General features: G+C 43.8%; 15 protein-coding genes. 14 read left to right on the forward strand and 1 reads right to left on the reverse strand.

Going from position 1 to position 24,735, the window contains the following annotated elements; translation table 11 throughout:
• A partial coding sequence (locus ACZ2XM_RS15015) for an Ig-like domain-containing protein (RefSeq protein WP_490619003.1) occupies positions 1 to 4,048 on the forward strand: 4,048 nt, incomplete at its 5' end.
• A gap of 74 nt (positions 4,049 to 4,122) precedes the next feature.
• Here ACZ2XM_RS15015 and ACZ2XM_RS15020 read toward each other — a convergent pair.
• A complete protein-coding gene (locus ACZ2XM_RS15020) occupies positions 4,123 to 5,037 on the reverse strand; it encodes a LysR family transcriptional regulator (protein WP_490589797.1) in 915 nt (304 codons plus the stop codon).
• A gap of 277 nt (positions 5,038 to 5,314) precedes the next feature.
• On the opposite strand from ACZ2XM_RS15020, the gene speB reads away from it, so the two are divergent.
• The 13 genes from speB to ACZ2XM_RS15085 all read left to right on the forward strand — a co-directional run bounded on the left by speB (position 5,315) and on the right by ACZ2XM_RS15085 (position 24,732).
• The gene (gene speB, locus ACZ2XM_RS15025) at positions 5,315 to 6,283 is read left to right on the forward strand and encodes an agmatinase (RefSeq protein WP_490589798.1); all 969 of its coding nucleotides are present in this window, start codon (positions 5,315 to 5,317) and stop codon (positions 6,281 to 6,283) included.
• Positions 6,284 to 6,537: 254 nt separating this feature from the next.
• On the forward strand, positions 6,538 to 8,238 hold the full coding sequence (locus tag ACZ2XM_RS15030) for a 5-guanidino-2-oxopentanoate decarboxylase (RefSeq protein WP_490589799.1): 1,701 nt from the start codon (positions 6,538 to 6,540) through the stop codon (positions 8,236 to 8,238).
• Between the two features lie 25 nt (positions 8,239 to 8,263).
• Positions 8,264 to 9,967 carry a D-lactate dehydrogenase gene (gene dld / locus ACZ2XM_RS15035; protein ID WP_490589800.1) on the forward strand — a complete coding sequence of 568 codons (1,704 nt, stop codon included), beginning with the start codon at positions 8,264 to 8,266 and terminating at the stop codon, positions 9,965 to 9,967.
• Between the two features lie 22 nt (positions 9,968 to 9,989).
• On the forward strand, positions 9,990 to 11,396 hold the full coding sequence (locus ACZ2XM_RS15040) for a YjiH family protein (protein WP_490589801.1): 1,407 nt from the start codon (positions 9,990 to 9,992) through the stop codon (positions 11,394 to 11,396).
• 264 nt (positions 11,397 to 11,660) lie between these two features.
• The gene (locus ACZ2XM_RS15045) at positions 11,661 to 13,199 is read left to right on the forward strand and encodes an aldehyde dehydrogenase family protein (RefSeq protein WP_490589802.1); all 1,539 of its coding nucleotides are present in this window, start codon (positions 11,661 to 11,663) and stop codon (positions 13,197 to 13,199) included.
• 469 nt (positions 13,200 to 13,668) lie between these two features.
• Complete coding sequence (locus ACZ2XM_RS15050; protein ID WP_490589803.1) at positions 13,669 to 14,805, forward strand: polysaccharide biosynthesis/export family protein; 1,137 nt, start codon at positions 13,669 to 13,671, stop codon at positions 14,803 to 14,805.
• Positions 14,806 to 14,815: 10 nt separating this feature from the next.
• Positions 14,816 to 15,247 carry a low molecular weight protein-tyrosine-phosphatase gene (locus tag ACZ2XM_RS15055; protein ID WP_490589804.1) on the forward strand — a complete coding sequence of 144 codons (432 nt, stop codon included), beginning with the start codon at positions 14,816 to 14,818 and terminating at the stop codon, positions 15,245 to 15,247.
• A 14-nt stretch (positions 15,248 to 15,261) separates the two neighbouring features.
• Positions 15,262 to 17,499 carry a polysaccharide biosynthesis tyrosine autokinase gene (locus ACZ2XM_RS15060; protein WP_490589805.1) on the forward strand — a complete coding sequence of 746 codons (2,238 nt, stop codon included), beginning with the start codon at positions 15,262 to 15,264 and terminating at the stop codon, positions 17,497 to 17,499.
• Positions 17,500 to 17,767: 268 nt separating this feature from the next.
• Positions 17,768 to 19,753 carry a polysaccharide biosynthesis protein gene (locus tag ACZ2XM_RS15065; protein ID WP_490589806.1) on the forward strand — a complete coding sequence of 662 codons (1,986 nt, stop codon included), beginning with the start codon at positions 17,768 to 17,770 and terminating at the stop codon, positions 19,751 to 19,753.
• A gap of 63 nt (positions 19,754 to 19,816) precedes the next feature.
• Positions 19,817 to 20,836, forward strand: a complete 1,020-nt coding sequence (gene galE, locus ACZ2XM_RS15070) for a UDP-glucose 4-epimerase GalE (RefSeq protein ID WP_490589820.1) — start codon at positions 19,817 to 19,819, stop codon at positions 20,834 to 20,836.
• A 37-nt stretch (positions 20,837 to 20,873) separates the two neighbouring features.
• Positions 20,874 to 22,151 carry a Vi polysaccharide biosynthesis UDP-N-acetylglucosamine C-6 dehydrogenase TviB gene (gene tviB / locus ACZ2XM_RS15075; protein WP_490589807.1) on the forward strand — a complete coding sequence of 426 codons (1,278 nt, stop codon included), beginning with the start codon at positions 20,874 to 20,876 and terminating at the stop codon, positions 22,149 to 22,151.
• Positions 22,152 to 22,199: 48 nt separating this feature from the next.
• Positions 22,200 to 23,225 carry an NAD-dependent epimerase/dehydratase family protein gene (locus tag ACZ2XM_RS15080; RefSeq protein ID WP_490589808.1) on the forward strand — a complete coding sequence of 342 codons (1,026 nt, stop codon included), beginning with the start codon at positions 22,200 to 22,202 and terminating at the stop codon, positions 23,223 to 23,225.
• A 7-nt stretch (positions 23,226 to 23,232) separates the two neighbouring features.
• Positions 23,233 to 24,732, forward strand: coding sequence for a lipopolysaccharide biosynthesis protein (locus ACZ2XM_RS15085; protein WP_490589809.1), 1,500 nt, complete (start codon positions 23,233 to 23,235; stop codon positions 24,730 to 24,732).
• Positions 24,733 to 24,735: the final 3 nt, after the last annotated feature.

The following is a 24,735-nucleotide window of genomic DNA, read 5'->3' on the forward strand; positions in this document are numbered from 1 at the left end:
AACGGCCACGGACAACAACGGTCAGCCATTAACCGCCAATGATAGCGACAGCAAAGATGTGCTTGAAGGCGCCTTAACGGCTGATGCAGTAATTGATAATGCAGCGAACAATGCGATTGTCAGCGGCACCAGCACCGATGTGAAAGCGGGTACGGTTGTGAACGTAACCTTAACCGATAGCGCTGGTAACAAAGTGACAGGCATAGCGACTGTTGCAGCGGATGGCACTTACACCACGACTGCCATCGACACCTCAGGCTTGCTTGATGGCACGATCATCACTACGGTGACCGCCATGGACAACAACGGCGAGACCTTAACAGCCACTGATAGCGATGTAATGCAAACCACACCGCCAACGGCTCAACTGCCAGAAGACTCAGTAAATGACACTGGCATATCAGCGAGTGACAACATCACTAGCAACAAAGCCCCAACCCTTACCGGAACAGGGGATGTAGGTGACACCATCACTGTTGTGATTGGAGGTCAGACACTAACCACCAAAGTAGCGACTGATGGCACATGGTCAGTAACGCCGGCAGCATTGGAGGATGGGAAGTACACACCAACCGTCACAGCGACAGATGCTGCAGGCAACATTGCTACTGCTAATGGTGAAGAATTTACGATTGACACCAGCATTACTGCGCCAACCGCTCAATTGCCTGCGGATGCAGCTAATGACACGGGCGTATCAGCGAGTGATAACATCACTAGCAACAAAACCCCAACCCTTACCGGAACGGGAGATGCTGGTGACACGATTACTGTTGTGATTGGCAGTCAGACCCTAACCACGACTGTTGCGGCCAATGGCACTTGGTCAGTAACGCCAGCAGCATTAGCGGATGGTAAGTACACACCAACCATCACAGCGAAAGATGCTGCGGGTAATACCATCTCTGGTACTGCTGAGACCTTTACAGTTGACACCAGCATTACAGCACCAACCGCTCAATTGCCTTCGGATGCAGCCAATGACACTGGCGTATCAGCAAGTGACAACATTACTAGCAACAAAACCCCAACCCTCACCGGAACGGGTGACGCAGGCGATAGCATTAAAGTCGTGATTGGAGGTCAGACGTTAACCACCACGGTAGCAGCTGATGGCACATGGTCAGTAACGCCAGCAGCATTAGCGGATGGTAAGTACACACCAACCGTCACAGCGACAGATGCTGCGGGTAATAGTAAAGCGGGAACTGCCGAGACCTTTACGGTTGACACTAGTATTACTGCCCCAACGGTTCAGCTACCTGCGGATGCGGCCAATGACACGGGCGTATCAGCTACTGACAACCTCACTAACAACAAAACCCCAACCCTTACCGGAATGGGTGACGCAGGCGATAGCATTAAAGTTGTGATAGGAGGCCAGACGTTAACCACTACTGTCGCAGCTGATGGTACATGGTCAGTAACGCCAGCAGAATTGGCCGATGGCGTGTATACGCCAACAGTCACAGCTACTGATGCTGCGGGCAACATTGCTACTGCTAACGGTGAAAGCTTTACGGTAGAGACCATAGCCCCAACCTTAGTGATCACTACAGACGTTCAAGGTATTCTGAATTCGGGTGCTGAGGCTAAGATAACTTTTACTTTCTCAGAGCCAGTTCCAGGCTTTAAGGCAGCAGATATAGCTGTCGTGGGCGGGAATCTTGGAGCATTGAGCACTAATGATGGAGGTAAAACTTGGACTGCTAAATTTACCAATGATTCTGACCCTACTACCAAACCAAGTATCACGGTAAATGATAATAAATACACAGATATTGCTGGTAACAATGGTACAGGTGCAACGATTAACTGGGTGCCACCAGTCATAAAAGCATTTGAAGTGGTGGATGATTTCAGTGTCCCTGGCTCAAATAATAATGCTGATTCTGCATTTGGGATAAATAGTGGCAATTATGATAAGCCCGGTGCTTCTTATAAGTATCAAGGCGTAGTGGTCAATGAGAGTGCGACAAGTGATACTCAAGGCTTGACCAATGATCGCACACCGACGCTTAATGTTACCTTGAATGAAACTTTGAACCCCGCAGCCGGTGAAAAGCTTGTGGTCCTGCGCTATATTAAAGATCCTATCAAAGGGTGGGTAGTTCAAGAAGATGTAACATCAAAATTAACTACCACTGATGGCTTAACTTATAGCCTGACTGATAAGGAGTTACCGGAAACTTACGGCCAAGAGTATCGTTACCAGATGCAGATAAAGTCGAAAGATAGTGCAGGCCAGTCGATTGTGGTGTCACAGCAGCAAGCTGCCTTTACCTTAGATACCAAAGCTGATGTTTTACAAAACCTCAACTATACGGGTACTGTCCTGTCAGGAACCAATATGGAGCAAGGTACGGTATTTGTTGATAACATGTCGATAGATCCGGTTACTGGCAAGCTTAAAGGTAATGGTATTTTGGATGCTGGCGAACGAAGTGATAAAGTTGGCGCTAATGGCTCTTGGTCTATTGACTTCAAAAATGCTGACAGAATACCGGCAGATAGCGACACTTGGAATGATGCAATTGGTAAGCCTTTCCTTAACGTCTACGATGAGTTTGTGGCGCTTGATTTTGTTGATAAAGCTGGTAATTCAATAGCTCGAGATCAGCGTTTATATATATTTAACTTAGATGACAATAAGGGGGACAAACAAGTCGCTTCGCTAGATCGTGATGATCGTCCAAGAGATGCTCAGATTACTATGACTACGGCCAATCCAAACGGAAACGCTTGGATCGATTCGGATGGTGATGGTGTATTGAACTATGCACTTGTGTGGGATCATCAGACAGTAACTGGTGCAAGTGGATTGGTTAATGAATCAAAAGAGCTTGCCGGAGGCACCGATCAGCTAGTAGTGGTAGTGGGCGATGTTGGCTCACAAGGTAAGGACGCAAGAGACTTGTTTGATATCTATACGGGTAGCGGCAACGATTCATTCAACATTCAAAACGGTAATATGCAGATCAATACCCGGATCAATTTAGGCAGTGGTAATGATGTGTTTACTCTGGATGGTACGATGGATGGTGGCTCTGGTACTAATAGATATGATAACTATAGTCTCAGACTCGATACTGGTACAGGAAATGACACCGCTATCATTGGTAGAGGGAACGTCGGTACCAATAGAAAAAATTACGTAACTGATGGAGTAGTAATTTCCATGGGTCTTGGTGATGACAAGCTGATCTTTGAAAATGGTAATTTAATTGATACTATCATCACTATGGATCAAGCGGTCACCAACTTAGGCAGTAATAGCAATAAGGCGCCAACTGTAAAAGCAGATGGTCCTAATGATGGTAATGACTTCCTTCATATCAAAGGTAATATTGATTATGACACCTTTATTTATATGGGCGGTGGTAATGACATTGCCAAAATCGGTTCAATGAAGAATACTGGTTTCTTAATACCTGAAACTCGATCTGGGAAGGTCTATATGGGTGCTGGTGATGATTTAGTAGAGTACTCGGGTGATGATATCGACGGTATTATTGATGGCGGTGCTGGATTCGATATTATTCGCTATGATTCAGGAAGTAAGCAAACATTGTATTCCGATGATATTATCAACATGGAGCTTATCGATATGATCGGCGACTCACTTAATACTGATACTTTCGTTATTCAGGAACAAGCTGATATTAGAAAGAATGGTGCTCTTAATGAAACTTCTAACAAGACCCAGCTATTCATTGATGGTGATAAAGGGGATAATATCACTCAAGCAGGTACTAACAATAAGCTCACTAAAACCGATCTATTTGCCGATAGTGATGGCGACTTAGTTAGCAGTATAGGCAATGGCACCTTTAAGCTTGATACTGGGCGCACTATTAAGGCAGTTGATGCAGGATCGCAAGATACCAAATTTGTCTATCTAGACTCAGAAGGTAACAAGACTGCGGAAAACTATGAAGGTAATATCTATCGAGTATTTGATGCCACTGGCAGCGCTGGCTATCAATGGCTTATTGATACCGATATTACTGTGGAAGGATTTAATTACCAGCCAATACCAATAATCTAAGTTAATATTAACGATGTATAACAAAAAAACGCTCCCAAAGTAGGGGGCGTTTTTTTATGGCAATTAAAATCGTATTAGCCGGTTACCGAAGCCAAACGCCCCACCATCTCAGTCAAAAATACCTCAACAGGCTTACTCATATTAGGTCGATAAGCCCAATAGTGCTGCACCTCATAGCTCAGCTCATCCAATAATAAAATCCGCATAAGACCCGCTTGTTCATAGCGTTTTGCCAAATCATAAGGCAGATAGCCAATATGGTGACCAGACAAAATAATCCGAGCAGTGGCTTCCATATGATAAGTCGTTGCAGTTAACGACTTAGGCTGGATATGGTTGCGATTATGCACCACTGAATAGCCGCGCTTAATCCAAGCATACTCCTGCTCCAATATCTCAAAGGTGAGCTCACCGGTATGATTGAATAACTTGTGTTCGCTACCACAGCAGACGACTTGTCGCTCGGTGAAGGCTGTTTGAAACTTTAGCGAGGGTGGGAAGCTACTAAAATAACCCACGCCAATATCACACTCATTATTTAGGAGGATTTCCAGCATGTCCTCAGGGCTTTGCACATCGATAGAAAAGTGAATGAGGGGATTTTCGCTATAGCTCTTTGCCAGACATAATCGCAACGCCTCATAAAAAAACTCGGGTAATTGATCCGATAACCCAAGCCGAATATGGCCACCACGCACCGAGTCTAGCTGGCGGATATAGTGCAACTGATGTTGGAAGTTGGCGACCGACTCTTGAAAGCCAAGGCAGGCTTCATAAACGGCGATACCATCATCGGTAAGATTAAAGCCCCCGCGACCACGATGACACAGCACCATGCCCAACATATCCTCTAGGTGAGAGAGATGACCACTAATGACGGAGGCTGACAAGTTCAGTCTATCTTCGGCAGCCGTAACCCCCTGACATTCAACAATGGCTATAAAGCTATTTATAGTTTTAATATCTATTTTAGTTAATTGATTTAGCATGTTTCTTATCCTCTCTTTTTCCAATTATTTATACATATATTCATCTAATCAGTTAGTTCTATTCGCCTATTAATAAGGTTATCTAAAAAATTACCCTAGAATTTTCTAGCGATTCATCCCTGCTTTACTTTGTAGTTATCTATGGTTTGACACCTTTACTACGAATTTTCAGAAGTTTACTTCCGAATATTAGCATGGCTTGCGCAGTAATATTTAGGTAAGGTTAATGTATGCAACAAGATTGTTCATTTTGATATCGGTAATAAGGAAATAACCCATGAAATTTAATCAACCTTTAAGTGGCAATGAAATGCCAAGATTTGGCGGCTTTGCCTCAATGATGCGCTTGCCTACCCAAGCGGATGCGCAAGGGCTAGATGCTGCCTTCGTTGGCGTACCAATGGATATCGGCGCGTCCAACCGCAGTGGCGCAAGATTAGGGCCTAGACAGATTCGCGATGAGTCGCGCATGATTCGTCCTTATAACGTCGCCACCCGTGCCGCTCCGTTTGAATCTTTGCAAGTAGCAGACATTGGCGATGTGCCTATCAATACTTTCAACCTATTGAAAAGTGTCGATATCATTGAAAAATTTTATTCTGAAAAAATTCTAAGTCACGGTGCTATTCCGTTAACGCTAGGTGGCGATCACACGATTGCGCTGCCCATTTTGCGTGCCTTGGCCAAAAAACACGGCCCAGTAGGTATGGTGCATATCGACGCTCATGCCGATATCAATGATGAGATGTTTGGTGAGCAAATCGCCCATGGCACCCCATTCCGTCGCGCCGTCGAAGAAAACTTATTAGACGGCAACCGCGTGGTACAGATTGGTTTACGTGGCACTGGTTATAGTGCTGAAGAGTTTGATTGGTCAACCCAACAAGGTTTCCGAGTCGTGCCAGCTGAAGAGTGTTGGTATAAATCACTCGCACCTTTAATGGCAGAAGTCAGAGAAAAGGTAGGCCCTGGTCCCGTTTATTTAAGCTTTGATATCGATGGTATTGATCCTGCTTTTGCCCCAGGTACAGGCACTGCTGAGATTGGCGGGCTGACCTCAACGCAAGGTATTGAAATTATTCGTGGTATGCGTGGTTTAGACGTCGTCGGCTGTGACTTGGTTGAAGTGTCGCCTCCTTATGATCCTTTTGGTAATACCTCAGTACTAGCCGCTAACTTACTGTTTGAAATGCTGTGCATCTTGCCAGGCGTACGCTATGACGAGAAGGTCAAAGCTATCTACTAATAGTTGGTTGGTTAAGCGCTGATGAATAATACTTAGTTAATACAAGCCCGCTCACTAGGGTCGATTCATTTAGCGTCTGTTTATTACGCGTCGACCTAACAGCGTTGATTGAATAACCTCAGTGTAAAAATAATAATTTAGAATTAATTCCCTACTTTTGGTTTTTGAAGTTTTATGGAGTGCTAAGCCGGATAGCTAAACACTAGCAGCGGTTTAGCCTCACTTTAAAAGCCGTCTATTTTCAAGGATGATTTATGGCGACGTCAGCCCAACCTATCCAGGCTCAAGCTTCTCTAACTTGTGGTGAGCTGCTAGTCCAGTGGCTAGAGTACTATGGGGTAGACACCGTGTTTGGTATCCCTGGAGTGCATACGGTCGAGCTCTATCGCGGTTTGCCCAATACCAATATCCGTCATATTACGCCACGCCATGAGCAAGGGGCGGGCTTTATGGCGGATGGCTATTACCGCGCTTCAGGCAAGATAGCAGTCTGTTTTATCATTACCGGTCCTGGGATGACTAATATCTTGACCGCTATGGCACAAGCAGCGGCTGATTCCATTCCTATGTTAGTGATTTCTAGCGTAAATAAAGTAGCGGATACAGGCAGTGGGGAAGGGCACTTACACGAGTTGCATGATCAACAAGGCTTAGTCAGTAAAGTCGCGCTATCCAGCAAAACTGTTTGGCAACCCGAAGCTTTACCCAAAGTCATTGCCGAAGCCTTCGCGTTATTTAAAGGGGCGCGCCCAGGTCCGGTGCATATTCAGCTGCCTATCGATGTCATTACTGCGGATGCTAGCCATGTCGCGCGTCCACCCATAAACGCCGCCTCTTCTACAACATCGCTAGCGGCCATGCCCTCTCCTAATCCGGCGCAACTCGATGCCGCTATTGACCACTTAATGACCGCCAAAAACCCAGTACTCCTTTACGGTGGCGGTTGCGTAGCGGTCGATAGTGATGCCCAGCGTTTGGCTGAATTACTCGATGCGCCAACCTTTTTGACCATCAATGCCAAAGGCTTATTACCGCCTGCGCACCCATTAAGCTTGGGCAGCAATCAATCCCTACCTGCCGGCCGTCAGCTTATTGCCAATGCCGATGTGGTGCTAGCTATTGGTACAGAGTTGGGCGAGACTGATTACGATATCGTTTTTGATGGCGGCTTTAAAATTAACGGCACCCTTATCCGTGTCGATTGCGATACCCCACAACTGCAGCGCCCCTTTAGAGCGGATGTCGCTATTTTGGGCGATGCGCAAATGGCGATTTCTAGCTTATGCGAGCGTCTAACTCAGCGAGCAGCAAACCAGCAACCGTTAGATCATCAAGCAGCCCAATGCGTCAGTCAAGTCAAAGAACAACTCATCACCGATATGCCCGCCAGCTTTGCTGGAGCCAATGCCCTCCTTAAGTGCATCCGCGATAATGTCGCCGATGTGGTTATCGTAGGCGACTCTACCCAGCCGGTTTACTGTGGCAACCATGGCTTTGAAGCCCTAACAACGCGCAAATGGTTTAACTCTTCGACCGGATTTGGCACATTAGGCTACGGTCTACCCGCAGCTATTGGCGCAAAAGTTGCAACGGACTATCCCGTAATCAGTTTAATGGGCGATGGTGGTATTCAATTTACTATCGCGGAACTGATTTGTGCCGCTGAGCTGGAGTTACCGTTAATCATATTGTTGTGGAATAACCAAGGCTACGGGGAGATCCGCCGTTATATGCAAGAGCGTGGCTTACCTGAGATTGGCGTCAATATTAAAACGCCAAACTTTGAAGCGCTGTCCGCAGGATTTGGCGCAGGCTATCGTCGTATTACTTCAGAGCAGCAGTTATTGTCGGCATTAGCGGAGGATGTAAATGGCCGCCAACCTGTCATCTATGAAGTGGATGAAGCCGATGACTTTTTAGAAGAGATGGGGCAATCGTTTCAGTATTTTAGCTAAGCAAATACAGGGGAGGTAATAGCTAATGAATCATTCTAATACCTCATCTAATTTGCTTAATGAGTTGCAAAAAGTGGTTGGCACAGCGCAAGTACTAACGACACCCAGCCAGCAACAGGCTTATATCAATGGCATCGTGAGTAGTGCAGTACCGTCCAACGTTATCGCCGTAGTGATTCCCAAGGCCTTATTGGCCTTATGGCAAGTGCTGACCCTATGTGCGCAAGCCGACGTAATTATCATTGCGCAAGCGGCGAATACCGGGCTGACCGGGGGTTCGACGCCCTATGGTGATTATGACCGCGCCGTGATAGTGATCTCAATGCAGCAATTGGCAGGCGTGCATCTCATCGATGAGGGGCGTGAGGTGATAGCCTTACCGGCAGCGACCTTGCAGCAGTTGGAAACCATGCTTGCCCCTTTACAACGTGAACCGCACTCGGTATTGGGCTCAAGTTGTGTAGGCGCCTCGGTGATTGGCGGTATTTGTAATAATTCGGGCGGTATGTTGGTGCAGCGCGGTCCCGCTTATACCGAAATGGCATTATTTGCCCAACGTACAGCTAGCGGTAGTTTTGAGCTGATCAATAATCTGGGTATAGACCTTGGGGATACCCCGGAAGAGATATTAAGCCGTTTGCAACAGGGGATGTTTGGTCCCGAGCAGATCGAGACTGGCGGCGATAGGGCAGCTGCTAATACGCAATACCAAGATAAGGTGCGTGATTGTGCAGCGGATACCCCGGCGCGTTTTAATAACGATGTCAGTGGTCTGTTTGAAGCTTCAGGGTCCGCGGGCAGGTTGATAGTGTTTGCCGTACGGGTTGCGACTTTTCCGAAAGTGCAACAAGAGCAAACGTTTTATTTATCGAGCAATGATGCGGAAGCGCTTACCGCCCTACGTCGCAACTGGCTACAAAGTGAGTTACCGCTGCCTATCCTTGCCGAGTATATGCACCAAACGTATAACGAGATTACTTTGCAATACGGGCGTGATACTTGTTTTAGTATGCGCAAACTGCCCGCCGAGCGCATTGGCACTTTATATCGCTTGCAGTCGCGTATTGGCTATTATTTGCATAAATGGCGTTTGCCCGCCTCACTACCCGATCGCCTATTACAGTGCGCCTCTATGCTCATGCCAGCGGCGTTACCTAAGTATTTGGCTAAGCAAGCTATGGCGTATCGCTACCATTTAATCATCAAAGTAGCCGATGACAATATTGCCGCCGCCGCAACTTATTTACAGGCGCATGCTCAACAGTATCCTTGCCAGCTACATCATTGTACAGGGGGGGAGTCGGAGCAATTACTAGTGTTTCGCAGTGCGGGTACTGCAGCTATGTTTCGCTATCACAATTTGCATTCAGCAGAGTATGGCGCATTGATTTCTACCGATATTGCTTTACCTCGTAACGCCGTAGATTGGGACGAGCAATTGCCCCCAGCTTTACAACAGCAGGTTAAAAAGACGTTTTATTTGGGGCATTTCTTTTGTCATGTCATGCACCAAGATTATTTGCTAGCACCTACGGCAGATGAAGGTCAGGTCAAGGATGAGTTACTGGCCTTTTACGAGCAGCGTAAGGTGGAGTACCCCGCTGAGCACAATGTGGGACATGTTTACCCAGCAAAGCCCGCACTAAAAGAGTTTTATCAGCAGTTGGATCCGACCAATTCGCTCAATCCAGGGATAGGTCAGACCGCTAAATTGAAAAATTGGCGCTAATAGCGTTTCATGGAGGATACCAATGAGCAATTATCTAGACAAGTCGCAAGAGCCCTTGTTGGATGCGGAAGAAGGAGAGATACAAGCTCCTGAAGGGGCACAATGGCGCTCGTCATTATGGAAATTTATTTTATTTTCTGCCCTAGGTGTGGCTTTATTTATCATTCCTTTTCAATGGGATGGCAAAGTCACTATTTTACTGGGTGTATTGACCGATACCCTACAAGCCGCTTTAGGCGAGACCGTCTTTTATGTGTCGCTCGCTATGGTCACTGTCTCCTTTTTAGGGGCATTAGCGGTCAAATTATTAAAGCCCGATCTAAGCACTAAGCCCGGCCTAAAAAGTATGTTTGATGTCGAATGGCCGTGGCTCATCATCAGGCTGTTAGGTGCCGTATTTATCTGGATGATTTACTTACAGGTAGGCCCTGAGTTTATTATCAACCGCAATACCGGCGGGGTCATCTACCAAGACCTTATCCCTATTCTTATTCCATTATTTTTCTTTGCTATTTTGACCCTACCGTTCCTAACTGATTTCGGTCTGATGGAATATATGGGCACGCTCGTGCGCAAAGTGTTCGTCAAACTGTTTAAACTGCCAGGTCGTTCGGCGGTTGATGCGATGTCTTCTTGGTTTGGCGCAGCGTCTATCGGTTTGCTTGTCACCATGCAACAGTACGATAAAAGTTTCTACAACTTGCGCGAAGCTTCCGTTATTGCCACGACGTTTTCGGTCACTTCGATAGCCTTTACTTATGTGGTTGCCAAGACGATTGGGGTTGATAATAACTTTGTATTTTTCTACCTAACGATTGCGTTAACCGGGTTTGTCGCTGCGATTATTATGCCGCGTATCCCGCCTTTATCGTTAAAGCCAGAGACTTATCATTCGGGTAAGAGCATGCTTAATGAGCGTATTCCTAGCGAATATAGCACGCATCAATGGGCCCTAAACCGCGCTGTGACTCGCGCTTATTCTATGCCGAGTTTAAGTAAAGTTTTCAAAAACAGTTTCGTCAATTTATTCGATATTTACTTCGGTCTAATCCCTGTAGTCATCGCTATTGGTACCATCGGTCTAGGCTTATCCGAATATACCTCGGTATTTAACTGGCTATCAGCCCCGCTAGTACCCGTGCTTGAGTTGCTACAGATTCCAGAAGCAGCGGCGGCGGCACCGGCCATGCTGATGGGTTTTGCGGATATGTATCTACCGGCGTTGGTAGGTAAAGGTATCGAGAGTGAGATGACCCGCTTTATCGTTGGCGCGGCTTCCATCACTCAGATTGTCTATATGTCTGAAGTGGGTGCACTGCTATTAAAGTCGAATATCAAACTAAATATTCTAGAGCTGTTCATTATCTTTATTTTGCGTACCCTGATTAGCTTAGTCATCATTACTTCGGTAGCGCACCTACTTTATTAAAGCAATTATAAATAAAGTCCATATCAACCGTATTAGTCATATTCACAGTCACACCTTAACAGCCAAACAACACCTTAATTACGGTCCGCTTGATTCAAAATAGCTTTTGAGTCAAGAGGGTGTATGAGGGTAGTGGTTATCAATAGGGCACTAAATAGTGTAATAAAAACTGTGATAAATACGGTTTGCTAATTACTGATGCTGTTAATACGTATCTATATAAAGTCTTACTAACCCAACATTTTAGCCGTAAGAAGGGGATTTATGTCTGCTATATTATCAAACCATACTAAGTTGCTAACGCGTGAGCGCATCCAACAAGTCATGCAAGAAGAAGTGCGCTTAAATGCCGCCTTTATTGATGGCGAATGGCTCACTCTTGCCGGCGAAACCAATAACAATGAGAGCGCCGCAAATAATGCGCATAACTTATATGATCCTAGCAAGGGCGAAGTTATTGCTCAAACGCAACTTTGTACCGCTGCTCAAGTCGATCAAGCCGCTATTGCTGCTAATAAAGCGTTCGCTGCATGGTCACAAACCACAGGGGCAGAGCGAGCCGGTTATCTCAACGCTATCGCGGATAGTATGGAAGCGCAGTTTGCGAAGTTGGTAGAGCTGTCTGTCTTTAATAATGGCAAGCCTATTGCCGAGGCGGAGATTGATGTTGGCGATGCTATTGCCTGCTATCGCTATTACGCCGAGCTGACCGCCGCACAACCTACCCAAACTGTAGTGGCAACCGATGAGCCGGGTATTCGTTTGTATAAATACTTAGAGCCTGTCGGGGTCTGTGCCTTAATCGTTCCGTGGAATTTTCCTATGGTGACGACGGCGTGGAAGCTAGCCCCGGCATTAGCCGCAGGCTGTACCGTTCTATTAAAGCCGTCTGAGGTCACGCTAATCCCAGAGCTAATGCTAGGCAATATTCTTAGCGCTATCAATCTGCCCAAAGGCGTGGTCAATATTTTACCGGGCGCGGCTGAAGTGGGTGCGGCAATGACCAGCCATCCATTGATTGATAAGGTGTCTTTTACCGGCAGTAATGCGGTCGGCGAAAAGGTTATGGCGCAGGCTGCAACGAGTGCGAAAGATATCAGTCTGGAGTTGGGCGGTAAGTCGGCGATTATCGTGCGTGAGGATGCCGATATTAATGCTGCTTGCGAACTCATTATCGGCGGCATTTTTGCTAACGCCGGGCAGATTTGCTCAGCGACGTCGCGCTTGTTGGTGCATCAAGCTATTGCGCAACCTTTATATCAAGCTCTTAAAGCCATGACCGAACAGCTGGTTATTGGGGAAGGATTTGCTGGCGAGACCCAAATGGGCCCGCTAGTCAGTGCAGAGCAATTACGTCAAGTCCATAAATACTTTGCTATTGCGGCTGAAGAGCAGTTGAACTGTCTTACCGGTGGCATTAGCTCAGAGCTTCACAGTTTTAAAGAAGGTTATTTTGCAGCGCCGACTATTTATACCGATGTCCCAACTAATAGTCGTTTATGGCAAGAAGAAATCTTTGGCCCCGTATTGGTCACAGCGACCTTTGCCGATGATGCGCAAGCTATTCAATTGGCCAATGAGAGCAACTATGCGCTAGCAGCTACGGTAGTGAGTGCTGATGAAGCTCAAGCTCTAGCCGTAGCCTCTCGGGTGAGAGCCGGTCATATCTGGATTAATGAGCAACAAATCGTGTTACCGCAGGCGGGTTGGGGTGGCTTTAAACAAAGTGGGATTGGTCGCGAGCTAGGAGAAGATGGACTAGCGGCTTACCAAAAGAGCAAACATATCTTGCTGCCGAATTAAACTGACAAATACTGAATAATTGCCTTTATAAAAGTGACTGTCCTTAGACGATATTATTAAGTAGGTAACTTCAAGCATTTTTCTAAGGAATGTATTAATGGTGACGAGCATTAATAATAACTAGCATTGAGATTTAGATCTAAACCTAGGGCTTATCTTTAACAAGCCTTAGGTTTACGCTAATTCATTAACTATTTGGAATAAAGGCTTGGGCTTTTATATTAACTTTTAATTAAAGAGTAACCGTTAATCTAATAAGTTGACTTAATTCAAGCTAATGAATTGACTTAATAGTTTAATCCCCTACAATAATCCATGTTTCCCTAAAACTATATGGTAGTCAGTTGTTTTAGCACTGTGCTATAGTATTGATATGTAAATACATATAGTTTTATATTAATATTATAGCTAGTCGTAGTTGGGTAGCCATGATAATCATAGTATTGCAGATAGTTTTTGGATTAAATATATGGGTTTTAACGTGATGCTTCCTAAATCTTGGCAAGCGCTGCTAATGGGTACCTTGTTACTAGGCGCACTCTCAGGATGTACGGTAACCTCTGGTCTTAAAGCAGGAGAGTTGCCACCGGTAGGGGCTTTCGTTGCTGAAAATGGTATGCAGTTTAATATTCAGCCTTTAACTTTAGCTACCTTGCCAACTACTTATTCTCAGGCCGGAATTGGTATAACCAATCGTAGTCCATCAAATAGTATTAATCGTAATAATATAGCTGAGTTATTGCGGGCTTCTAGTCCTAATCAGGGCGAGTATCGTATTACTTCAAGTGATGTCCTTAGTATTACCCTAGTCAGTTATCCAGATATCAACTCTGCCTCTGGCGGTGCCTCAGGTTTTGTGGTGGATCAGCAAGGCTACATTCAGTTTCCCCTTATTGGGCGTATCCAAGCACGTGGGCTTAGTGTGCCTCAGTTCACTGCCAATCTACGCGCAAAGCTACAGCGCTATCTAAAGTATCCAGACCCTCAAGTTAATTTAATCAATTATCGTGGCAAAAAATTCTTTGTTGACGGCGCCGTACCAAAACCAGGTGAGTTTAATATTACCGATGCTCCAGTCTCATTAGTAGGTGCGATATCAATGGCAGGAGGTACGCTAGCGACGGGTGATTCCAATAGCATTGAACTCATACGCCAAGGCAAGCGTTATCAATTGGGATTACGTGATTTACAAAGTATTGGTGTGGCTCCTAACCAGATTTACCTTCAAGATGGCGACGCGATTCATATCAATAGCCGCGATCGCAATAAGGTCTATGTTTTAGGCGAGTTTGGTGATGTCAAGCCGCTAGAGATTCCTGAGCAAGGACTCAGCTTAGCCCATGTGTTAGGAGAGTCAAAAGGCTTGAATTCAAATACTGCAGATGCGGCCAAAATCTATGTGGTACGCGACCATCCCGGCTTAAATTATAGCGATATCTATTATGCCGATATGCAGTCATTAACTAGTTTGGCACTAGCCAATCGGTTTGAGATGCACGCTAATGATATGGTTTATGTCGATCCAACAGGCTTAACTCGCTGGTCAAGATTTCTTAATTCTATCTTACCTTCTACCTCCGCAATTGAAAGAATAGCTGGATTGTAGGAGAAGGATTATGGCCTTTGAAAATATTCTAGTCGTTTGTGTGGGCAATATTTGTCGTAGCCCAATGGCGAAGGCGCTGATACAAGCACAGTATCCTGATAAGCATATCGACTCCGCAGGGGTATCCGCAGTAGTGGGTCATCCTGCAGATGCTGCTGCTATCGAAGTCATGGCTGCGCAGAACATAGATATTACCGATCATATTGCCAAACAGATTGCCGCAGAGCATACGGTCAAAGCCGATCTTATCTTAACGATGTCTACCAGTCAGACGAAGTGGATTGAAGCTCAATGGCCTCATTGTAGAGGTAAGACCTTCAGACTAGGGCATTGGCTCGATCAAGATATCGCCGACCCTTACCGTCATCAACTCTCCGCGTTTGAAACCGCCTATCAAGACATCGTAGCTAGCCTAGAGCTTTGGCAAGACAAAATTAGTTAATTAGTGATTTATTTATGAGCAAAACTACTCCAGACTTGGTAAAAGCTGCGCCAGAGCAAGACAATGATGAAATTGACCTATTAGCTTTACTCATGGTAATGCTACGCGGTTGGAAGATGATTATTGCGTGTGCCTTATTAGGTCTATTACTTGGCGTGCTCTATAGCCGCTATGTGAATCCGACTTATAAGACCGATGCGCTACTGCAGATTGATGAAAAATCCAATGGTATTGCAGCTTTAGGTGCGAATATCTCTGAGCTAGTCGCGCCTGAAGTGAGCCCGGCACAGACTGAGCGTGAGCTGATTAAGTCGCGGATGGTACTAGAGCCTGTCGTCGATTTATTACATTTAGATATCCAGTTAGCTGATCCAAAAATAGGCGCGCTAGATAGATTGGCTAAAGGGCAGACAGCCACACAGATTAATACTAGTGAAGGTGTGGCTCTAGATACTAAAGATGGCACAGCTGAAGTCAATGTGTTTGAAGTACCGCAACCTTTTCTCAATAAGCCATTTATGCTCACTAAATCTGAGGCTGGCTTTACTCTTAGTGATGGGGTAAATGAGTTTAATGGACAGTTGGGTAAGCCAGTTAGTTTTAAGACACTAGAAGGCGTTATAGATATTACGGTAATGGCGCTGCCCAATAATGAGCATTCTATTAGTCTGACAAAACGCTCACTACAGTCTACGACAGATTCATTAAATGCGGCTTTATCGGTTGCTGAATTAGGTAAGCAAACGGGTATTATTCAGCTGACATTGACGGGTGGTAACCAAGAACAAGTTAGCCGAATTTTGTCACAAGTCATAATATCTTATGTCAATCAAAATCAAGCTCGAGGTTCGGAACAAACTACCACCACTCTTAAATTTATGGAAGCGCAAATTCCTAAGTTAAGACAGGAGTTAGAGAAGTCTGAAGCCGCGTTTAATAAGTTTCGCGAAAGCTATGGCACAATCGATGTCAGTAAAGAAGCAGAGTTATTATTGACTGAGAGCTCAGAGTTGGAAGTGCAGCTAAACGAACTCAATCTTAAGAAAGCTGAGCTAAGTACTTATTACACGGATGAGCATCCATTAGTGACCCAGATCACCGATCAGATTAAGGTCCTTTTGAAACGTAAACAAGAAATTAAAGAGGCTATTGCTAAAGCGCCTGAGATTCAGCGCGAGTTTTTGAAGTTATCAGAAGATATGGGTATTAATCGTGAGATTTATTTGACGATGCTCAAAAATTATGAGCAGCTAAAGATTGTGAAAGCAGGTGAAATAGGCTATGTGCGTATCGTTGATATGCCAATTAATACCTACAAAGCAATCGCGCCAAAGAAGCTACAGATTTGGATGTTGGCCTTATTGCTCGGTACTATGTTGGGTACCATGCTAGTCCTACTCAGAAACCTCCTGCGCAATACTGTCAAGGATCCCGATCGCTTGGAGAGTAAAACAGGCGTCCCAGTCATTGCGACCGTTCCTCATTCTAAGTCACTAGATCGTCTGACTAAAAATAAACGCTCAGGGTATCGTCTACTATCGCAAGTAGAGCATGATGGCCTAAGCTATGAAGCAATTAAAAGTCTAAGAACTTTCCTAATGTTTGGCATGCCAAGTGCTCAGCAAGATGAAGGCCGAGTGATTCTGATAACTGGAGAGAGTCCTGGTATCGGCAAGTCCTTTATTACAGCTAATCTAGCAGAAGTATTCTCACAACTCGATAAAAAGATATTGGTCATCGATGGGGATATGCGTTTAGGCCATCTTCATCAAATCTTTACGATTAATGAAGATAGCGGTCTTAACGAGTATCTTTCTAGCCCCAAGCAGCTACAAGCACTTCAACAAGAGCCAGTAACTATAGACGTCAATGATTTTATCCATTCGACCAGTATTGAGCATATCGATTTTATGCCACGTGGCCGTCAGCCTCGTAATCCCACATCGTTACTGGCTAGCGAGCGATTTGCTGCCATGATGACGCAATTAAGAAAGCAGTACGATTATATTTTTATTGACTCACCGCCTATTCTGGCTGCCTCTGATGCCATTATCACCTCACAGTATGCCGATAAAGTACTCATGGTCACTCGCTATAACCAATCTCTTGAAGGGCAAGTTAGCTACGCCGTTCAGCAAATGCGTAAGGCAAATATTGAAATCGACGGTATTGTACTGAATGATATGCGTCAGGGCATAACCGATAAGTATAGTTATCACTATAATTATACCTATGGCCATAATAGTAAATAGCATAGAGTTAATTCATATCTATTTTTTTGAACAATTCAAAATTTAATGAACATTAATCTATTTATTTTGACTATATATGAAAATTATTTGGATTATATGTAATAAATAGTCATTAAATGTCGACTAATAATGGGTAAATAAATTTTTATTACTATAACAATAATATATAATAAAGCTATGATTTTTAAGAGGTTCAGGATTATGGTTGTGAATACCAATATTAAAAATTTTTATTCAAATTGGCTTATCAAAGATTCTGTTGGATAAGATGCAGACTACTAAATCTTATCGCTTAACTGCACAGTTATTGGCTCTACCACGCAGTGTGAAACGTGCCATTTTACTGCTAGCTGACTATGGTATCTCAGTATTGTGCTTGTTTTTAGCGCTAGGCCTACGCTATGGCACCGTTGAAAGTCATATTAGTCTAATACTATTAATTGTATACGCCATAATACCGATTGTAGGGCTTTATCTCATTGGCTTCTATAAAGGGGTTACTCGCATATTCTTCGATACCGAGATGCGCCGAGTATTACAGTTATTTGTAGCTATTCTTATTGCTATCGCGGTTACCCTATATTTTGATTGGTTAGTAGGTATTCCTCGTTCCGTCCCAGGCTTGTATTTATTTCTATTATTTATTTGGTTATGGAACAGTCGCCTAACTATGCGTGAGCTATTGGCTCGTTGGCAAGGCAAACGTCGGTTACAGGGCAGCAGTGCCAATGCTTGTGACAAAATTATCATTTATGGGGCGGGCTCGGCAGGTAGAGAGCTATTCGAAGCATTAAGTCATACCATTCGTTACGACGTTGTTGCTTTCGTAGATGATGACTCTCGCTTAGTAGGGGGGCATCTATTAGATAAAAAAATATATTCTGCGGACTCGTTAGCGAATCTGGTAGCTAAATCTGATGTAGCACAAGTCTTTTTAGCCATCCCTTCTATTAGTCGCGCTCGTAAACGCCAAATCATTGAGGATCTTTCTGATATTTCAGTTGTGATTAAAGAGTTACCCAGTCTCACTGAGTTGGCAGATGGTAAGGTTACTGTCAATACTATGCGGCAAGTAGATATTTTAGATGTGTTAGATAGGCAGACTGTCGAGCCAGATGCTGAACTCTTAGCGAAAAATATAAATGGTAAAAGCGTATTAGTGACTGGTGCTGGTGGTTCTATAGGCAGTGAGCTATGTCGACAAATCGTCAAGAATAATCCGTACTGCTTAGTCTTATTTGAGCTGTCAGAGTATGCTCTATATGCTATTCATCAAGAGTTACTAGCTCAACAAGCTAACCGGCCCAATAATAGAAGCTTCGAAATTATAGCCGTCATTGGGAATGTTAATAACCAAAGTAAGCTAGAGACAATTTTTGCAAAATATCAGGTACAGACGGTTTATCATGCCGCTGCTTATAAACATGTTCCCATTGTTGAGCACAATCCTTTTGAAGGCGTCATTAATAATGCTAAAGGTACCTATCATTGCGCGCGCGCGGCTATTGAGGCCGAAGTAGAGACTTTTGTCTTAATCTCTACAGATAAGGCAGTACGTCCTACCAATATTATGGGTGCCTCTAAACGTTTAGCAGAATTAGTATGCCAAGCCCTAAGCAAAGAAGTTTGTCACTCTAATACTGATAAATGCACGCGAATCAGTATGGTGCGTTTTGGCAATGTCTTAGGCTCTTCAGGCTCAGTAGTACCACTATTTACAAGACAAATAGCTAGTGGTGGCCCAATTACAGTAACTCATCAGGACGTGACCCGTTATTTTATGACTATTCCTGAAGCTGCTAACTTGGTTATCCAAGCTGGAGCTATGGCGAAAGGTGGTGAGGTATTTGTCCTCGATATGGGCGACCCAGTCAAGATCGTTGATTTAGCACGGCGAATGGTGTACTTGAGCGGTTGTGATATTAAAGATGAGGATAATCCTGATGGCGATATCGAAATTGTGGTGACTGGATTAAGACCGGGTGAAAAGCTTTACGAAGAGCTGATTATTGGTGAAGACAATGTCGAGAATACGCAGCATCCACTAATCATGCAAGCTTTTGAGCATAGCTTTCCTTTAACCGATATTGAAAGCACTTTAAACGTACTAGCGGAAAAAGCCCAGCAAGATAATGTCAGTTGGTTAAAAGACCAATTTAAGAATTTTGTAGCAGGCTATCAACCAGAAGCCTTAGACCCAACTAAGCCAGTATCTTGCAACCTTATTGAAAGTGAGAATGCTGAAGCAGTATAGAGCTCGTTAGTTATAAAATTTTTAACACTAAGTTACTGCAAATTATATGTATTTAATGAGTCTATTATTATGATTTTATTGACAGGTGGTGCGGGTTACATTGGCTCTCATATGCTACTTGAGCTACTTAAAGCGAATTATGAAGTAGTGGTGTTGGATAACTTAAGCAATAGTAGTCTCGAGGCTATTAGAAGAGTAGAAAAACTAGCCAATAGCACTTGCACCTTCATTGAGGGAGATATAAGAGATGCTAACTGTTTAGAGAGCCTATTTACTAAATATAGCATCGATGCCGTGCTGCACTTCGCAGGTTTGAAGGCTGTGGGTGAAAGTACAGAAAATCCTTTACTATACTTTGATAATAATATTTCTGGTAGCCTGCAATTATTACAGTCAATGCAACTCTTTGGAATTACTAAGCTAGTGTTTAGCTCATCAGCCACAGTTTATGGTGAGCCTGAAAAACTGCCCATCACTGAAGACTGTCCTATGTCTATGCCAACCAATCCTTATGGGTATACTAAAATGGTGGTAGAGCAGATGCTAATGCAGTTGATTAAATCTAATCCAGCTTGGTCAGTAGCTGCTTTAAGGTATTTTAATCCAGTCGGCGCACATGAGAGTGGTTTGATTGGGGAAGACCCTAATGGCATTCCTAATAATTTGCTGCCCTTTATTGCACAAGTAGCAGTAGGCAAGCGAGATAAATTATCAATTTACGGTGATGACTATACCACTTATGATGGCACAGGGGTTCGTGATTATATCCATGTCATGGATCTGGTCAAAGGTCATCTTTGCGCTTTAGATTATATTGCTAGCAGTGCTGGCTATTTCGTTTGGAATTTAGGCTCCGGTAAAGGACACTCTGTCCTAGAGATGGTAACCGCTTTTGAGCAGGCAAGTGGTGAATCGGTGCCATACCAGATAGTAGAAAGAAGAAGTGGAGATATAGCCAGTTGCTATGCTGATTCTACTAAAGCTATGAGAGAGTTGGGGTGGTCTACAGAAAAAACTATTGAAGATATGATGCAAGATACTTGGCATTGGCAAAAAATGAATCCTAATGGTTATGCCGATTAGTTCCTACCACCCTTTAGTAAATTTTTGAAGGAAAGTCATGCTCGATATAAAGAATATAAAAATAGCAGTTATAGGCCTTGGTTATGTAGGTCTGCCATTAGCCGTTGAGTTTGGTAAGCAGCGTCCTGTCGTTGGCTTTGATATTAATAAGGGTCGTATAGCTCAGCTCTCAGCAGGTACCGACCATACTTTAGAAGTCAGTGATACAGAGCTGGCGGAAGCCTCTCAACTAAGCTTTACCTCAGACATGGCTGCTTTAACAGACTGCAACTTCTTTATCGTGACCGTACCCACGCCTATCGATGAGTATAAACAGCCTGATTTAACCCCTCTAATCAAAGCATCAACGGCGATTGCTAGTGTATTAAAACCAGGCGATATCGTTGTTTATGAGTCAACAGTCTATCCTGGTGCTACCGAAGAAGTATGTATCCCAGTGTTAGAGAAGGCTTCAGGATTGGTCTTTAACCAAGACTTCTATGCCGGTTACAGCCCAGAGCGTATCAACCCAGGCGATAAAGAACACCGTGTGACTAATATCTTAAAGGTGACCGCAGGCTCTACCCCTGAGATTGCTGACTTCGTTGATGACGTCTACAACTTAATCATCACGGCAGGGACTTACAAAGCCCAGTCTATTAAAGTCGCTGAAGCTGCCAAAGTTATTGAAAATACCCAAAGGGATGTCAATATTGCTCTCATTAACGAGCTGGCGGTCATCTTCAATAAGATGAATATCGATACCGAAGCGGTACTACAGGCTGCTGGTACTAAATGGAACTTCCTTCCGTTTCGCCCAGGCCTAGTCGGCGGTCATTGTATCGGTGTTGACCCTTACTATCTTACCCATAAAGCTCAAGCTATTGGCTATAACCCAGAGATTATATTAGCAGGCAGACGTCTGAATGACGGGATGGGCGAGTATGTTACGACCCAACTTGTTAAGACTATGATTAAAAAACGCATTCAAGTAGACAGTGCGAAGGTATTAATCCTAGGCTTAAGCTTTAAAGAAAACTGTCCAGATGTGCGCAATACCAAAGTCATCGATATCGTACATGAGCTGCAAGAATACAATATAGAAGTCGACGTGTATGACCCATGGGTAGACGCTACAGAAGCTGAGCGTGAGTATGGCATTACGCCAGTCAGTCAACCATTAGCTAATCATTATGACGGCATTATCCTAGCAGTCGCGCATAAAGAGTTTGCGGAAATGGGTGTAGATAAAATTAGAGCATTGGGTAAAAACAGTCACGTATTGTATGACTTAAAGTATCTATTTACCCGAGAGCAAACCGATATCCGTCTATAAGCAGTTTATAGCTTTAGATAAATAGCCTAAGTAATTGAGAGAAAGTTAATGACTCAGTATGAGCAAGTTCAGCAAACCTTAATAGAAGCCCCCAAAACTTGGCTAATCACAGGAGTAGCGGGTTTTATCGGCTCAAATCTATTAGAGACCTTATTAAAGCTCAATCAAAAGATCGTCGGTTTAGATAACTTTGCAACAGGCTATCAACATAACCTTGATGAGGTCCAGTCATTAGTTACTGCTGAACAGTGGGCTAGATTTAATTTTATCGAAGGCGATATTCGTAATTTAGAAGACTGTGCGACTGCATGTCAGAACGTCGATTATGTGTTACATCAGGCTGCACTAGGCTCTGTACCGCGTTCAATCAATGATCCAATTTTGACCAATAGCGCTAACATTACGGGCTATCTAAATATGTTAGTTGCAGCTCGTGATGCGAAGGTAGCTAGTTTTACTTATGCCGCCAGCAGCTCTACTTATGGCGATCATCCTGCACTGCCTAAAGTAGAAGATAATATTGGTAAACCGCTATCCCCCTATGCAGTAACTAAATACGTCAACGAGCTTTATGCCGATGTATTTGCTCGTACTTATGACTTTCACACTATTGGCCTGCGCTACTTTAATATCTTTGGCAAACGTCAAACCCCAGAAGGCGCCTATGCTGCAGTTATTCCTAAGTGGACAGCGGCCATGATTAAGGGCGATGAAGTGTTTATCAATGGCGATGGCGACACCAGTCGTGATTTCAACTTTATTGAAAATGCAGTACAAGCAAATATTCTCGCAGCCACCGTTAATAATGCAGAGGCTAAGAATCAAGTGTATAACGTCGCTGTAGGTGGTCGAACGACTTTGAATACCTTGTTTACCGCTTTAAAAGATAACCTAAGCGTCAATGGGGTGCAGTATAACCAAGAGCCGGTTTATCGTGACTTCAGAGCAGGGGACGTGCGTCATTCGCAGGCAGATATTAGCAAGATTCAGACATTACTAGGCTATGAGCCACAGTTTAATATTATTCAGGGTATTGAAAAAGCAATGCCTTGGTATACACAGTTTTTGAGATAGTTTAGTTATGTCAATCGAGGAAAACGCAGTTATATCAGAGCAGGTTGCTGGTGTAAGTAAAGATGACGTAGGTGGTCGCGCCCGAAAGGGTGTTAAGTGGACTGGATTACAGATTATTGCTCGTAACGTTTTAAGTTTAGGTACCACTGCAGTTTTAGCTCGACTACTGAGCCCAAGTGACTTTGGTCTGGTAGGTATGGTAGCAACACTCACAGCTTTGTTGATGGTCTTCTCTGATATGGGCTTGAGTTGGGCGACTATCCAACGACAGCAATTAAGTAAGATACAGGTAAGTAATTTATTTTGGATAAATACTGGAGTTGGTACTCTTTTATGGATTCTATGTTTATTAGGCTCCTCATTAGTTGCTAGCTTTTATGGTCAACCAGAGCTGGTAGCTGTTACGGCAGCATTAGGTGCAGGATTTGTGCTGAGTGGTCTTGCTGCACAGCCGATAGCATTACTAAATCGCACCATGAACTATAAAGCTATGGCTCAAATTGAGATAACTTCTATAGTTGTAGGAGCTATAGTAGCATTAATGGCCGCTTTTTCTGGTTTAGGTTACTGGGCTCTTGTAGTACAGAGTTTAAGTACAGGTATAGTAAGACTAGTACTAGCTATACCTATGAGTCGTATTCAGATATCGCTACCTAAAAGAGGTGTAGATACACTAAGTCTAGTCACTTTTGGGGGAATGCTAGCTTTAAATGGCTTACTTATATATTTTGCTAGAAATTTAGATAGTGTATTAATTGGAAAGTACTGGGGAGCAGAGGAATTAGGATTTTATAACCGAGCTTATTTTCTGATGCTTTTACCAAGTATGTTAGCGACAGGGGTTCTAAGTAGCCTTATGGTACCTTCACTTTCTGCCTTACAAGGTGATATAGAGCGATTTGGGAATGCTTATCGTAAAGCATTACGTATGGTCGCTTTTATAGGTTGTCCAATGGCGCTAGGCTTAGCACTTACAGCAGATGAAATGGTTAATCTAGTTTATGGAGATCAGTGGCGACCCGTAGTGCCTATATTGATTTGGTTAAGTATTGCTAGCGTTACCCAGCCGCTATATAACACAACTGGGTGGTTGTTTACGGCAGCAGGTAAAGCTAAATCATATTTATGGCTAACCGTTATTAGTGGCTTTGCATTATGTATAAGTTTTTATCTAGCATTGCCGTATGGTGCATTAGGTATCGCAAAAGTATATGGCGTAGTAATGGGAATTATCATTTTCTTTCCAGCATTGTGGTTAGCACATAAAGTAGCCGGATTATCATTTACGCATTCTTTAAGAGAGTTATTACCAATTTCTATTTGTTTGGGTGGTATGGTTTTTGCTGTTCTTATGACTGAAAATTTTCTTAAGCCCTTAGATATACAGTGGCAATTCTTATTAACTATAAAAATAATCTCTGGTGTAATAAGTTATGGAGTACTAGCTTATATAACTATGAGGAATAGCTTATTAAAAGAATTTTTTGGAATTTTTAAAAGGATATAGTAA

The organism is Psychrobacter sp. CoH-33_TS_01 (genome assembly GCF_058189395.1).